The following is a 15,186-nucleotide window of genomic DNA, read 5'->3' on the forward strand; positions in this document are numbered from 1 at the left end:
CTAACCCAGCGCCAGCGCTCACTCCGTAGCAGGTTTAACAATCCCCTCGAGTTGATAAATCTCGATCTTCCTGTACAACGTGCTACGAGAAACGCCAAGCGAACGCGCCGCTTGCGCGAGATTCCCATGAGCGCCATACACCGCGCGGGCAATAGCCACACGCTCCGTTTCTTCCAAACTGGTTGACTGAAGCAACACCGGCTCCGCCGTCCCAACAGTCGCCGTTTCGGCAAGCAACTCCGCAGGTAATTCGTCGAGCCCTATCTCCTCCTCTCGCGACGTCAACAGCAAGTTTTCAATGATGTTTCGCATCTCCCTGACATTGCCTGGCCAGGAATACGCGCGCAGCACCGCCATCACTTCGGGATTCAGCCGTCTTAACGGAACCGCGTGGCGAAGGGCCAATCGGCGGTTAAAATGTTCGACCAGGAGATCAATGTCGATGTCCCGCTCGCGCAGCGGCGGGATCCGTATGCGAGTGACGCTAATGCGGTAATAGAGGTCACCACGGAACCGCCCGGATTTTACTTCGTCATGCAGATTACGATTGGTCATCGCCAACAAGCGGACATCAACGCGCCGCGGCTGCGTGTCCCCTAATCGATAGACAACGCCCTCCTCAAGCGCGCGCAACAGCACGGGTTGCAATTCGAGCGGCAACTCGCCAATTTCATCCAGACACAGGGTTCCGCCGTGCGCCAGTTCAAACCGGCCCGGTCGGCCTTCTGCTGTCGCTCCAGTAAATGCACCATGCACATGGCCAAATAACTCACTGCCGATCAGCTCCTTCGACGCCGCCCCGCAGTTATAAGCGACGAAAGCCCCGCCCCCACGCTCCTCTCCGTGTATCGCGCGCGCGAACAGTTCTTTGCCGACCCCGGTCTCGCCCTCGATCAACACAGGTACGCGCCTGCGGGCAAGCTGCCGACCTCGATTAACCGCGGCGAGCATGACAGCGCTCTGCCCGAGTATCTGGGCGAAACAGTTGCGTTGTGGGTCCGCCTCGCTTCCAGGCTCGCTTCCACCCTGATGCCCCGACCCGCTCCCAAACGCATGAATGCGCTCTGCAGTCCGCTTGCCCGAGGACCGCGACCGGATCGCGGGAACAACAAGCATGGCGCCGATCGTGCTGCCTTCCACCACAACCGGGCTGAACCATTCAGCACGCAAGCCTTGGGGCAAATGCCGGGCCCAGTCCTCCACGGCCGAACTCTCATCCATCCCGGGGAACCGCTCTCCTATGCCGACGGGCAGCGGCACCCTGCCTGTCGTGTGCACGAGCCGGCCGCGCCGGTCGATAGCGATCATCCCTGCTGCGTCGCACGATGAAAGCCGTTGCAGGCAAAATGCCAACAGACGCATATGCTGGCGCGCGGACTGCTCGGCCAGCACCATTTCAATTTGTCGCGCCGCAGTAATCGCCAATGTCAGGTTATTGATCTGATAAGTCGATGGCGGTCCGGAAATATCGAGTACACCTATGATCGAGCCGGTGCCGGGTTCGCAAATCGGCGCTGCCGCGCAACTCCAGGACTTGATTCCTTCGCAGAAATGTTCTGAACCATGAATGTAGGTTGGCTCGCCGGTAGCAAGCGCAGTGCCGATGCCGTTGGTGCCCGCCATCGCTTCGCGCCAGTCGCCGCCGGTCGTCAAGTGGATCTTCTCGCCGGCCGTCAACGTGCGCAGGTCCCCGGCCGCTTTGAGAATCACACCATCCTGATTGGTCAGGAGCAGCATGGACCCAGAATCCGCGAAAAGATCAGCAGTCGCGGCGAAAAGCCGGTCGGAGGCCGCCAGCAACTCCCGATGACGCCAACGCAAAGCCTCGACAGCGTCGCCGTGTACCGCGAACGGCGCGAGGCGTGCAGAAGGATTAACACCGGACTCCAGACTACGTTGCCAGGAGGCAATAAGCGCTGAAGGAACCGATACCGATGACTCGCCCGCCAGGAAACGCTCCCATGCGCGCATGGTGTCGCGGTCAGAGTGGAGGACGTCGGCGCGCTGCGCCTGGGCCATTAGCTCATGCATCACGGCCTGATGGCCAGGACCCGATGCACTCTCGATTTGGTGTCTCGCCACAAGTCTCCTCCAATGCGATTGGCCAACGCGAAACCCCTCTAGGGCAGGCTTCGTCGCGGCTCGCTTTTCTGGTATTGCGGCTGGCGCTTTTCGCTCTTCACTTTCTGTAAGCTGGCAGCAACACCACGGACTAGTATATGCCTAGCTTTTGATCAGGTCCGCTCGGGAAAACACGGTCCGGCCAACCTGACCAACTATTCTTTTGCAAGACACATTGCGGACATAGTCCTATCCCTCGCAGCGCAATTCCTGGAGAAAACGACTCACCGCCTATGGATGTAATAGCCCGCTGTTACAAAGCGCGGTTAACCAAGCCACGAGTTCACATGAAACGGACTTGATGCGTTGTAAGCCGGGAAGCTAAAAAACGAGGGAAGCCGGCAAAGCATCTTGCCGGCTTCCCTATAAAGATAAACGCCTCGACCTGATTCGGATACCGAATTACTTATACTTCCGTGACCGGCCTCCGCATGGCGGCCGGTCACAGCAGATTATTGTCGGCCGAACAATTCGGCGCCGCCGCCGAGCGCAGGGCCCGCCGTGGGATCGATCGTCTCCGGCTTCTTCGCAATCAGCGTCTGGGTGGTCAGGATCAATCCCGCAACCGATGCGGCGTTGCGCACCGCGCTATAACTGACCTTCACCGGATCGATGATGCCCGCCTCGATCAAGTTCACGAAGGCACCCGTGCGCGCATCGAGTCCCATGCCCGGTTTCGATCGCACCGCCTCGGCCACGATCGCCTCACCGTTCAGCCCGCAGTTCGTCGCGATGTGAAACAGAGGTTTCATCAGCGCCCGCTGCAGTAGTCTCGCGCCTTGCTGGACACTCCCCTGAGTCCGTGAAACGATCCCTTCAAGTTCGGAGGACACCCGCAGCAACGCCATCCCTCCTCCCGGCACGACTCCCTCGGCAATAGCCGCACGCGCCGCGTTGATCGCGTCCTCGATCAAATGAAGCCGGCGTTTCTGCTCAACGGGTGTAGCCCCACCGGCCAGGATCATTGCGGTGCCACCGGATAGCTTGGCGAGGCGCACCTGGAACTTGTCCCGTTCAACATTCTCCGGCGCCAATTCATATTGCCGTGCCACCTGCTGGCGACGCGCGCCAATGCCGACCGGATCGCCGCCTCCGGCCGTGATGATGGTCTGGTTGGCTGAAATGCGTACTTGCCGGGCGCTGCCCAGATCCCGCAGTTCCGTGGTCTCGAGTTTTCCGCCCAGATCACGCGCGATCACCCGGCCTCCCGTGACAATCGCAATATCCTCGAGCATGGCTTTGCGCCAGTGCCCGTACTCGGGCGGATGGATGGCCGCCACGGGAACCCCTCCGTTATCTCGCCACGCGAGCAGGCTCACCACACATGCCGGCGCAACCTCTTCGGCAATGATCAGCAGCGGGCGTTTGCTCTTCGCTATCAGCGCCTGGATTGCCGCCACCTCTTCCACCGACTGCAACCGCTGATCGGTCATCAGAATGAGCGGGTTATCGAGCACCACCTGCATTCTCTCGAGGTCCGTGACCATGTGATGAGACAGATAACCACGGTCGAAGGCCATGCCGTCGACCACTTCCAGACGCGTCTCGACCGTCGTTCCATATTCGACGTCGACGATGCCATCGGCACCGACCCGCTCCAGCGCTTCGGCCACCATTGCGCCCGTGACCTCGTCGTTGGCGGCCACGATGGCAACGGCACGCACCTCTTCGCTTCCCCGCAGCGGAGTCGCTGTGCGTTTAAGCGCTGCGATAACCTCAGTCACAGCGGCTTCAAGGCCCTGGACCAGTTCGACCGGGTTAGCCCCCTCGGCGAGACAGGCAAGGCCGTCCTGAACCAGTGCGTCGGCCAGGACGGTCGCCGTCGTGGTACCGTCGCCGGCGACCTCATTGGTCTGCTTCGAAACCTCTCTAACCACCTGCGCACCGATGTTTTCGAACACGTCTTCCAGTTCGATCTCGTTGGCGATGCTCACGCCGTCGCGCGAGATTATCGGCGTCCCGATTGGCCGGTCGATGATCGCATTCATTCCACGGGGACCCAGCGTGCCACGTACCGCCTTGGCGAGCTTGGCCACTCCGCGGCCTAGAGCCGCGCGAGCCTCATCGTCGTGCAACATGATATTCGGCATGGTTGTGCGTCTCCCTTTATGATTGATTCGGATAACAAATCATTTTAATTTGATCTGGCCGCGCTGATGGAACGGACGAAATGCACCGGCTTGACCTCCACTTGGGGCGCGCATTCCGTGCCGTATCGGGTGGCCAGCAAACCGCGGCACAGCGCACTGTTGAATTCGGCGTTGACACCGACCCGCCGCAAGGCGCGAAGGTAAGCGTGGATCTGCCCGGCATCGAGCAATGCGCCGTCCTGGTCAACGAAGGCCAGTTCTTCAGCGCCTGACTCGACAACTGAACGTCGCTCCAGATAGCGAGCGATCAAGCGACGACCGTCGGAATCGCTCGGCAGCGCGGCAAGTTCCACCACGGTTAGTTGCAGCAATGCTGCCGGCTCATGCCCGTGATCGAGCAGATATGTCAGGAGCGCTTCCTGCCTTCGCTGGAAAGCCTTGACCATGAAGGTCCGGCGAACTTCCTCCAGTTCACCGCTGCTGGCTTCACTACCGAATGTCGCCTGGAATGACATGCCGGCCGCGACACCGCGATTGATCTCGTCGGCATACATATGCTCGCCGAGGCCCACCGTGACCCGCCTCACCCACGGCAATGCCGCGACGGCAATACGCATATCGTCGGCCATCAGGAACGCGAAATTGGCGGCGCACCAGTAGGTCGGCAAGCGGAAATCGACCTTCACGTCACCGCCCACGTCGACCTCGACACCGGTGACAAAGCCCAGTTCCGTCACCGATTCGTCGAGTTCGGGATCGATGACGGACTCGAGCCGCGTCCACACCTCCGCGGTCCGGTCAACCGTAGCAACGGCAGCCATGATGGTCATACCGTGGCCGTCTGGCGTGTGTCAGCCAGCAACTTCTTCTGCGCATCTATATCGATGCCATACAGGCGCGCCGCGTTGAGCCCAAGGATCTTCTTCTTCGCTGTCAGCGACAGTTGAACGCCAGTCTCCTTGCTGACCGATTCAGGGAGTTCGAACGCCATGAACTTCTCGATCAGCCACTTCGGCGACCAGATGCCGTAGTCACTGCCGTACAGGATCTTGTCTTCACCAATCCAGAAAAGCAGCTCCGAGATCACATGAGCGAAATACTCCGGGCGCGTGTGAATGAACGGCAGCACCACCGCGAGGCCGCCATACACGTTGGTTTCCTGCGTCGCGATCCAGCAGAAATCGTCCAGGCGCGGCAAGCCGCAGTGCTCGACAATGAAGTTCAGGTTCTGGAAGCTCGTCGCTGCGTCGTCCACATCGGCAACGTCGAAGGCGTCGCGATTAAGCGGCAGAATTGTCGGCCCCTTGTGGACGTGGATGTTCTTGATGCCCAGTTTGTCGCAGCGTTCGAAGTACCTCTGCACGCCCGGGTCCGACAGCTTGTAACCCTTGCTGTCACCGCGCCATTCCGCGGTATAGAGCTTGACGCCCTGGATCTTGTATTTCTCCGACAATTCGTCGAGGCGATCGAGCCCGGCCTCGCCGTCACGCGGATCGAACGCGCCGTTGACGATAAACCGGTTCGGATATTTCCCCTTCAACACATAGTTCGCCTCGGTCGTGTTGAAGCCATTCTTGTAGAAGTCCGTCAAGTACGTCGGCTGACAGATCGCCATGTCGTCGTAGCCTTTGACGAACAGGTCCTCGTACATGGCTTCCTCGCCGTACTTGTCGAACTTCTCCTTCGGCCACAAATACTCCTTGGGACTCAGGTTCGAATGATAGGCATAGAAGCAATCGATGAACTGCTGGCCATGCACATTCTTCAGGTTGGCCTTGCTGCCGTCCCAAAGATGGACGTGCCCGTCAATGATGAAGATCTCTTCACCGTCCGTGGTTCGATACATGACATTGTCTCCATGGTTGTGCGAAAAGCGACCGGTCAACATGTCCCGCAGAGGTCTTGCAAAGCCGGTCGCGAGTTGCAGTACGGTTGGGGCCCGGGGTCACTCGTAAGCCATGGCATCGTCCATATTGCCGAACAGCACGACGGTATCGTCGTCTATCATCACCATCCGCCCGTAATGGGTCGAGGTGGAGATCTCGAACAGATGCGGAGTCATTTCGCGGCCAAGCGACTCGCTGATCTCACTCATCCTGAACTCGATCTTTCCCTGCCCGTCTATACGAATCATCGCGGGCAGGTAGGTGACCGTGATGCCGGGTTTGTGCGCCATCAATTCCGCAATAGCGCGTGCCTCGACACTATCGTTCATGGTGACGCCGCACTGATGAGAAATAGTCTGCTCGAAACGAACGTCCTTCATCGACTTGAAGATGTTGTCGGTATGCACTGACATCGTGTACTCCTCTTCCCGGTTAGCTCAGATTGAAAGGGATTGCCAAGGGATGGTTCAGGTCCGGATCGACAGTGGAAAATGAATGCCAATTTCTCGGGCAATCATTTCGGCTCGCTCGATCGAACTGTTCAAAGAGTCGTTGAACTGCACTACCTTGACATGCGGGATCGACCAGATCGGCTGGAGGTGCTTCGCCGCCTCAGACGCCAGGGCGCCGTGCTTTTCCAGCCATTCGCCGAACAACTTGCGATTGGCGTCCCCATGCTTCGGGTCGTTGGCAAGCATGTGAAACAGCTCCACCGCATTGGCCAGGTTGCGCTCATAGTCGCCCTCGGCCGCGGAGACGACCGTAGGCGTCAGGAAGTCGTTTTGCGATGCGGCCATCTGCATGATGAAACCGCTGCGGAACAGGTCAGCTACCAGTGGTTCGAAGACCACGTTCACCGCGAAGTACTTTTCAAGGAAGTCAGTTGCCCCCCCAATAGCCTCGACTGCCCGGCGCGTTTCCTGCCAGATCGGGTCGGTCAGCCAGTGAGACTTGCCGGCGTCGAGGTCGAGATTCGGCGCGTCCAGTGCGATCTCTCCCAGGTACAACGTCAGGTCTTGCGCAAAGCGCAGCTTGTACGATGCGTTCGTGAGAATGGCGCTGTTGATCATCTGCGTCACGCCATAACGCTGCGCGTGCATGGTCGCCGTACCCAGGCCGAACTCTGCATGCTTGTATGCGCCAAGATGCTGCTCAAGCACCTTGAGCCAGGTCTTGTCGAAACGCTTCACCGCGCCCGAGCGCCGGGCATTGCCAATAGCGCTGCTGATCATGCCGATGATCGTGGACTGGCGCTGATAGTGGGTGCGCTCCCACTCCTCATCGACCGCGCGGAACTTGTGCCAATCCGTACATTTGGCGGCGGTCCACGTTTCCGAGTAGGTCGGCGTGCCATCGGCGAACGAGATGATCCAGTCCTGCAGCAAGTAGCGCTTCGGGTCCGGCTGGACGTCGACGGTCATGTCCTCATAGTGGGACGCCTTGCGCCCCTTGGGCTCGAAGTAGTTGTACTTGCGGCTGTCCCAGCCAGCGAACTGGGCCGCGCCGGCCGCGCCTGATGCAAGCGGTGCCGGTTGCTCTATCGTGGTGCTCATGACGCTCCTCCTTCGTCCTTCATTTATCGGAACTTCAGGTCTGCAGCCGGCAAGGGGCCGGTCAGCGGACGGCCTGGGTGAACTTGTCGAAATAAAGCCGCTCGGGCGAAACACCGGCCATCTGCAGCACGGGCATCACCGCGTCGATCATCGGTGTTGGACCACATGTATAAGCATCGATCTCGCCGTCAAGCCCTTCCTCGCGCAAGGTCCGTCCAAGCACCTCGTGGATGAAGCCGGTCTCGCCGGTCCAGTCATCGCCCGCTTCAGCATGCGAAAGCGCCGGGATAAAGCGGAAGTCGGGAAGCTTCGCCGCGAGCTCGGCGAAGTCGTCGAGATAGAACAAGTCGCGACGGGTACGGGCGCCGTAGAAGAAACGCACCGGCCTTTGCTCGCCGCTCTGGACCAGATCGTTGAGGATCGACCACAACGGAGACATGCCGGAACCGCCGCCCACCAGCACCATTGGCCCCGACTGTTCTTCCCGCCGGAAGCAGGTGCCGTACGGTCCCTTCGCCACCAGCCGGTCGCCCGGCTTGAGGCCGTCATCGAGCTGGGAAGAGAACGCGCCATTGGGATACTTCTTGATGACGAACGCAAGACTTGTCTGCCCGCCTGGCTCGCTGGGTACGCTTGCCATGGAGAAAGACCGTGTGATGTCCATCCCAGGAATGGTCAGGTCAACGTACTGCCCGGCCCAGAACCGCAGGGGCTGGTCCAGTTCCACTTCGAGCAGCCTGATGTCGTGTGTCAGCGCGCTGATCTTCGTCAGCGTCGCACCGAATTCCTTCACCGCGATCGAGCGGCGCATCAGGTCTTCGTCGTAGTTCAGCAATTCAACCGTCAGGTCACTGAAGGCGAGCGTCCTGCACAGCAAGATGTGATTTGTCTCACGCTCATAGTCGGGCAGCGCGAAGGTTGAGTACTTCTTCAACTCGACGTCGCCTTCGATCAACAAGGACTTGCAACTGCTGCATTGTCCTTCCTTGCATCCGTGCATCACAGAAATGCCCTGACGAAACGCGGCATCGAGCACGGTCTCGCCCTCCGCGACCTCCATCTCGACGCCAACAGGCTCGAATCGCACTATATGAACGGTCTGGTAGTCGACTGTTTCCGGCATGGCATCCCTCTTCCATTGCACATCGGTCATGCTGCTCATCGTTCCTCCTGATCCGTCCGGGAGCGGTAGTTAACCCCTCAACCACTCCCGGACGGCATCGCTTCGTCAGTTCACCGGATTAATCTTGAAACCGGCTCGATACTCAGCGATGTGCTTCTCGCGCTGCTCCGGTGTCATTCCCCGCAACAGAACGATCGGACTCTGGATGATGTGGCCGCGAACATGATCGAGCGTCCACATGTTCCTGTCGTCGAACTGCAAATGCGGTTGCGGCACCAGGGTCTTGCCGTCGCTGCGAACGAAACCGAGATCCTTGATGCAATCGGCGAGATCCCAGCCGTGGTAGCACTCTTCCCATTCGCGGCGTCCGCTGAAGCGTCCCATCGCCGGCGTCGGCCGCCCCTCGTATTCCGAGGCGAACGCTACCTTGTGGGTCCAGCGGCACAGCTCCGAGCAATACGTGTACAACTGCCCATCCACTTCGTCGACTACGAAGTCTTCCCGGATCAGGCACGGCACCAGGCAACTCCAGCAACGGTGCGGGTACACGTAACCGTTTTCCTGGTCGAACAGCATGTTGGTCTCGCCGGGAATGCTCTTCTTCGCGTACCACTTCCAGTAGTCGCCGAATTCGGCGTACCAGCCTGGGTATTTGTGCTCGAACCACTCGAAGTCCTTTTCGGTCTGCGCTTCAATACGCCAGAAGTTGACCGGCCAGCCGACGGAGAAGAACTGTGCGACCTTGTGGACGTAATTCTTCTTGACCAGTCGATCCCAAGCCGCCGCAACGTCATCGTGGTGAATCTTGATGCCGTATTTCTCGAGCGGCAGCATGTAGGTACGGTAGTAATCCTCATAGATCCACCGGTGCCACAACTCCGCATACGATTCCTTGTTTTTATCCCGGTCCGTGGTGCCGTATTCGATGAACGTGCCGATCGCCGCGTCCACAATGGCGTGGTTCTGCCAGAAGGCGTAACGAAGATCGCGTTCCAGCAACAGATGATTGTCCGGGTCGTTGATGACCGACATCACCAGCGAATGGCCATTGCCAATATGGCGGCTTTCGTCGGACTGCACCGAGAGGAACACCGTCGGCAGTGCATAGTCGCCGTTACGCGCGGCCTCTGAAGGCATGGCGACAAAAAGGGTGTTCGTGAACGCCGTTTCCGCGACCACCTGGAGGAACACGTTCGCCGCGGTGACGGCGTCGCCCGTGAGGAACCCTTCGGCAAACTGACGGCCGATCGTGGTTGCGTAGCACTTTCCGAATGCCGCCTCGGTGATATCGAACCCGGCCGGGTCAATATAGTTCTCCATGTACCATTTCTTGAGGTTCATCTGGATAGTCGAGTGCCGGAACTCGTCGACCATCTGCATGGTGAAACCCGTGCGTAGCTCTTCTCCGGGCGCGAGACGGCCGAGCATCGCCATTGAACGTGCCGCCGAGATTTCCGGGAATGGAATGATCGCCAGGAACAGCTTCATCCACTCGACCCAGCGCGGCTGCACGTTGCGGAACATGTCGCCTCGCAACGCTGCATCGAGCGCGCCGTAGACGCGGTTATCCTTTTCCTCTTGCATCGGAAAATAGGAGCGCAGCACCTGTTTCATCGGGTCGCGCGGCGCCTTGCTGATCTTGTAGTCGGTCGGGAAGGTCATCGCTTCCTGAACGTAACTGGGCGTCCAGCCGAGATCGGCGACGCGGCGTGCCGCCTCGCCGATGCTGATCCCGCGCTGGGACGTGATCTTGTTGAGGGTTAATCCGTCAGACATTGAGCTCTCCTTTTCCATTTCACGATTCACCGTCGTATTTCAGCGGTTTATTTCACCGTTGTACGGCGGCGCTACGGGCAGGGCCGGTTGATGCCACGGCCAGAGTCAACAATCAACAACACAGGCCGGTGGTCACGGTCGCGAATAAAAAATCGGTTCGGGAATATTGAACAGACGGGTATCCCGGTCCGGTCTTCACGATCCATGCCTCCTGTCGTTTTTGTGTACTTCGGATCATCGACACTTGGGTCTTGACCTGTACTTCTAGAGCGATTAGCGTGCCAACAAGCCTCAAGTCCCGCCTCATAAGGCTGTGCGGTATATAGCGTCATTTCAGCAGGACACCGGCACCTCATTCTGTTTTGTTATGCGACATTCGCATTCAGCGGACCTGTCCGATATTGGGACGATCAGGGTTGCATGCGTAACCGTTTAGAAGACGTTAGTGACAGCGCAGCGGAATTCCGTATTCTTCTTATCAATAAGGATGCCAAATTATTTAATTGCCAACTCCGGCGTTGCTGCAGCATTCACGTCTGATCAAGCAACCTCAAAGCATCTACAGCCCCACGTCTCCACGCTTGTCGCCCGTATAAATCACGCTCTGGGTATCCTCACCATTCGGCTTCCTTTCGGCGATGAAACGCGCGGCGAGAACCAGGGCGCCCATCGCGAAATCCTTGCCGTAAGCCGCGGTCATTTCGTCGCCAATCGCTCCCAGGCGCTCGAAGAACTGGTCCTTCGTAAGATGTTCATTGCTCATGGTTGTCTCCTTCTTTATGTAGTGGGTGTTGTCCGTCCCGTCATCGCGGGCTTCCGAAATGAAACAGCGCTTCCGGCAACGACACGAGGCCAATCCCACCGGCCTCTGTGCCCATTGCCAGCCTTCCGCCGTCGGGCGACCAGGCCATGGCACTCACAGGACTGCCGTCAGCTCCCTTCACGAACAGCACATCACTACCGCCCGGCTGGCACAGCAGTACCGCGCCATTGTGGTAACCAACTGCAATCAATGGATGCGTAGGATGACAAGCAACCTCAGTGACCGGAGTCTTGCCCGCAATGCCGCATTCTCGTGGCTGGGCGTCGCCCCCGGGCGGGTCGAATCGCCAGCACACCGTTCGCGGACCGCCGCTCGTGACCAACACCCGGCCGTCCGCCGAAAACGATAACGACCGGGGTTGACCGGGATAACCGCCCATCTCGATGTCGCCGCCATCCGGCAAGCGCCACCCGTGCAGCGCATTCTCTTCCATGCCGCTCACGAGATAGCGGCCGTCGTGACTCCATGCCACGCTGCGGTGATAGCCGGGCCATGCCAACAAACGGGGAACGTGGGTGTCAACCGGCCATAGCGTGACTCCACCGTGATGAGCGATTGCCAGCTGGTCGCCGGAGGCATTAAAAGCAAGAGCGGTTGCCGAACCCATTAACGCCAGACTAGCCGGCTTCGCTCCCAGCCAGTGCACCCGGCGGCCAGTTGTATAGGCCCGTCCGGTCCGGCTCGTTGCCACGAGATCGATCCACTCACCGTCGACATCGACGAGAACATTACTCGTGCCGTCCGCCTTCAGGTGGACCAGCCGGCCGTCGTCCCCACCGCTGAGAAAACCTCCTTCGGGATCGGCAGCGAGCGCGAGGCAAGTGCCGTCATGCACGCTGAAGCGGGCCACCGGCGCCGGGGGTTCGCGCGCCTGCACGAACTCGACGCCACCACTCTGCCGTGGCTTGATTGCCGGGCCGCCGGACCACTCCCCCTCCGCGAGCGCCACCGTGCCGTCGCCCAGCGCAAATCCCGCATTGAGCCCGGCGAAGTCCCACGCAAGCGCGACAACGGGGGCCTCCGTCACCCAATGGGCTCCGAGCAACTCGATCAGGGGCGGCGGCGCATTCATGAGTCGGTCTTGCAATGCCCGATACTTTCCCGCAATCCAAGCCGGTCAAGATTGCGGCCGATAAACACCAGCCTGCTGTCGCGTACTTCATCCAGCCGCCACGGCCGGTCGAAATCCGTGTCCATGGTCATATGCACGCCCTGGAACACGAAGCGGCGGTCCGATCCCGCCAGGTCGACGATCCCTTTGGCCCGCAACAGATCCTGGCCTTGCTCGACCACGAGTTGCTGCAACCACGAAAGGAAGCGGCTGCGTTCCAGTGGCTTCTCGACGCGCAGCGACACGCAATCTATGCCATGGCTATGTCGGCCGGGGCCAACGGATATATGGCGAAAGGGCCGCTCGTCAAAGGGCCGCTCGTCTGTATCCTCGGGCGAGGTTGAAAGATGGAGGCGCTTGAGATCGAACGCACCCCGATCAAGTAGAGAAGCCAGCGGCACCGCGCAGCGGACACTGTGCAGCAACTCCGCAGTGGGGTTGATACCTCGAATGGCTGCCTCTACCGAAGCCAGGCCATTCGCATCGACGAGATCAGTCTTGTTGAGGAGTACGATGTCCGCCTGCGCCAGTTGCTCCGCGGCCTCACGGCTGTCCGCCAGACATGACTGGAGGTGCAGCGCGTCGGTCACGCAAATCACGCTATCGAGCCGCGTGCGCTGACGAATCGCATCGTCGATAAAGAATGTCTGAACCACGGGCGCCGGGTCCGCCAGACCTGACATCTCGATCAGGATGCCGTCGAAGCCGCCCTTGCGCTTGATCAGTCCCGACACGACGCGGATCAGGTCACCGCGCACCTTGCAGCATACGCAGCCGTTATTTAACTCGATGACTTCGTCTTCAGCGCCCACCACCAGAGCTCCGTCGATGCCAAGTTCGCCGTATTCATTGACGATCACCGCGTAACGCCGGCCGTGCTGCTCACGCAGTATGCGATTGAGCAGCGTGGTTTTTCCTGCGCCGAGAAACCCGGTAAGCACAGTGACCGGAATTCGATTCATTGCCACTCCCCGGGTTTCTTGTTGGGCTCTGCAATGTCGAAATTCGCGAGCTCGTTCTCAAGCCAGTCACGCTCGGCTTGAATCGCCAGCAACTCGTTTTCTGATGCGTTCAGCCGCGCGCGCAATTGCTCAATGTCCCGCGTCCGGTCGGGCGTTGTGCCTTCGCGCTTCTCGCACGCCAGCGCGCATGCCAACTCGATCTCCGCGCCGGCGCAGCGATTTTCGCCCCGCAAATAGCGGGAATTCACCTCGGTCAACGCAATGACCAGGCGTACGCGTTCAGGAATCGGCATTGAATTTTGCTGCGGCGCCACGGCGCCCTCCCTGGTCAGTTCAGTCCCTATGGAATCAGCACCGCACGGCCTCTGACCTTGCCGTGATGCAAGTCCTTGAGCGCCTGGTTCGCATCGCTCAAGCGATATTCCTTGGTCGCCAGATGAACCAGTCCACGATCGGCCAGCGCCATCAACTCAACCAGTTCCGGATAGGTACCGACCAGATTTCCGACAATCGTTTTCTCGCTGGTGATCATGTCGATGGTCGGCAACTCGATCTTCCCGCCATAACCGACGATGTAATAGAATCCGCCGTTACGCGTCATCGCGAGGCCCTTGGCGATCGCGTCGCCTTCGCCGACGAAATCGATGACGGCCTCCGCACCATTGCCGCCGGTCAGCGCGAGCACGCTCTCCACTTCGTCGTCGCCGCCCTTGACCGTATGATCCGCACCGCATTCCTTAGCCAGTTGCAACGCCGTTTCCGAGCGGTCGACCACGATAATTTCCGCAGCGCACAAGGCCTTCAGTACCTGGATGCCGATGTGCCCCAGACCACCGGCGCCAATCACGACGGCAAACTGGCCGGGCAGCAAGTGGCGAGAGGCCTTCTTGGCAGCGCGGTAGGCGGTCAATCCGGCATCGGTATAAGGCGCGACATCCTTGGGCGCCAGCGACTTGGGCAGCTTGATTAGCGACCGCTGACCCGTCAGGAGATATTCGGCATAACCGCCATTGGCGTTGATGCCTGGGAAACTACTGTCGGTTGCATGCATGTCGTCGCCACGCCGGCATGCCAGGCAGTAACCGCTAGTCACGAGCGGATGGCAGATCACCGCGTCGCCCACCTTGACGCTCTCCACGGCGGAGCCCACCGCCTCGACCCAGCCGGCGTTTTCGTGGCCCATGATGTAGGGCAACGCGACATCGACCTTGCTGCGCCAAATGCCTTCGACAACGTGCAGGTCCGTACGGCAAACACCCGCGCCTCCAATCCGCACGATCACGTCGGTGGGCCGTCCGATCTTGGGATCAGCAACTTCCTCGTAACGCACGAACTCGTCACGGCTCAATGATTCATCGTATTCATGCAGCACTGCAGCTTTCACGTTTCGTCTCCTTTTCAAGGCTTGACCGCTTGCATGGGAACTTGCCGGCTCTGGATGTTGCGGGCAGGCTTGCCGGTTCTTCCAACGCGTCTTTATCGCTTACGGTTATGCAATCTCCATGCCGATGACACGGACTTCGCACAAACTGGGCCCTGGCGCCTGACAGGCAAACGGAATCTGCTGGATAGACAGCCAGCGTAGTGAGCTTGGGAATTCGACCACTGTCGCAGAATCGGACGCTTGATCTGGCGGCGACAAAGAACCTGTCGCGAAATGAGACACCTGTGCGAGCGGCCGCTCCAGGCGAAAAAGTCCTTTATCACGCGCTATGCTTTACATCAGAGAATTTGTTTTGTT

Annotated in this window: 13 protein-coding genes; all 13 read right to left on the minus strand. The window is 59.5% G+C overall.

The window, feature by feature from the left end; genetic code table 11:
* Positions 1–18: 18 nt before the first annotated feature.
* The 13 genes from JWR14_RS06595 to JWR14_RS06655 all read right to left on the minus strand — a co-directional run bounded on the left by JWR14_RS06595 (position 19) and on the right by JWR14_RS06655 (position 14,829).
* Positions 19–2,082 (minus strand): sigma-54-dependent Fis family transcriptional regulator, encoded by a 2,064-nt coding sequence (locus tag JWR14_RS06595; protein ID WP_299703372.1) that lies wholly within the window; start codon positions 2,080–2,082, stop codon positions 19–21.
* 491 nt (positions 2,083–2,573) lie between these two features.
* Positions 2,574–4,211 (minus strand): molecular chaperone GroEL, encoded by a 1,638-nt coding sequence (locus tag JWR14_RS06600; RefSeq protein ID WP_299703374.1) that lies wholly within the window; start codon positions 4,209–4,211, stop codon positions 2,574–2,576.
* Between the two features lie 44 nt (positions 4,212–4,255).
* Complete coding sequence (locus JWR14_RS06605) at positions 4,256–5,032, minus strand: iron-sulfur cluster assembly protein (RefSeq protein ID WP_299703377.1); 777 nt, start codon at positions 5,030–5,032, stop codon at positions 4,256–4,258.
* Positions 5,033–5,037: 5 nt separating this feature from the next.
* Positions 5,038–6,057 carry an amidohydrolase family protein gene (locus JWR14_RS06610; protein WP_299703380.1) on the minus strand — a complete coding sequence of 340 codons (1,020 nt, stop codon included), beginning with the start codon at positions 6,055–6,057 and terminating at the stop codon, positions 5,038–5,040.
* A gap of 99 nt (positions 6,058–6,156) precedes the next feature.
* On the minus strand, positions 6,157–6,510 hold the full coding sequence (locus tag JWR14_RS06615) for an MmoB/DmpM family protein (RefSeq protein WP_165104012.1): 354 nt from the start codon (positions 6,508–6,510) through the stop codon (positions 6,157–6,159).
* A 54-nt stretch (positions 6,511–6,564) separates the two neighbouring features.
* Entirely contained in the window at positions 6,565–7,650 is a 1,086-nt protein-coding gene (locus JWR14_RS06620) for a toluene hydroxylase (protein ID WP_299703387.1), read from the minus strand.
* A gap of 61 nt (positions 7,651–7,711) precedes the next feature.
* Complete coding sequence (locus JWR14_RS06625) at positions 7,712–8,803, minus strand: FAD-binding oxidoreductase (RefSeq protein ID WP_299703406.1); 1,092 nt, start codon at positions 8,801–8,803, stop codon at positions 7,712–7,714.
* A gap of 75 nt (positions 8,804–8,878) precedes the next feature.
* A complete protein-coding gene (locus JWR14_RS06630; RefSeq protein WP_299703389.1) occupies positions 8,879–10,549 on the minus strand; it encodes an aromatic/alkene/methane monooxygenase hydroxylase/oxygenase subunit alpha in 1,671 nt (556 codons plus the stop codon).
* A 559-nt stretch (positions 10,550–11,108) separates the two neighbouring features.
* On the minus strand, positions 11,109–11,312 hold the full coding sequence (locus JWR14_RS06635) for a hypothetical protein (RefSeq protein ID WP_299703392.1): 204 nt from the start codon (positions 11,310–11,312) through the stop codon (positions 11,109–11,111).
* Positions 11,313–11,352: 40 nt separating this feature from the next.
* Positions 11,353–12,444 (minus strand): WD40 repeat domain-containing protein, encoded by a 1,092-nt coding sequence (locus JWR14_RS06640; protein WP_299703394.1) that lies wholly within the window; start codon positions 12,442–12,444, stop codon positions 11,353–11,355.
* Positions 12,441–13,445, minus strand: coding sequence for a GTP-binding protein (locus JWR14_RS06645; RefSeq protein WP_299703397.1), 1,005 nt, complete (start codon positions 13,443–13,445; stop codon positions 12,441–12,443). Before JWR14_RS06645 ends, JWR14_RS06640 begins: the two co-directional genes overlap by 4 nt.
* Entirely contained in the window at positions 13,442–13,738 is a 297-nt protein-coding gene (locus tag JWR14_RS06650) for a hypothetical protein (protein ID WP_299703400.1), read from the minus strand. The genes JWR14_RS06645 and JWR14_RS06650 overlap by 4 nt, the downstream gene beginning before the upstream one ends.
* A gap of 47 nt (positions 13,739–13,785) precedes the next feature.
* Complete coding sequence (locus tag JWR14_RS06655; RefSeq protein WP_299703403.1) at positions 13,786–14,829, minus strand: NAD(P)-dependent alcohol dehydrogenase; 1,044 nt, start codon at positions 14,827–14,829, stop codon at positions 13,786–13,788.
* Positions 14,830–15,186 lie beyond the last annotated feature (357 nt).

It is taken from the genome of Caballeronia sp., from assembly GCF_028292365.1.
Lineage (GTDB): Bacteria > Pseudomonadota > Gammaproteobacteria > Burkholderiales > Burkholderiaceae > Caballeronia.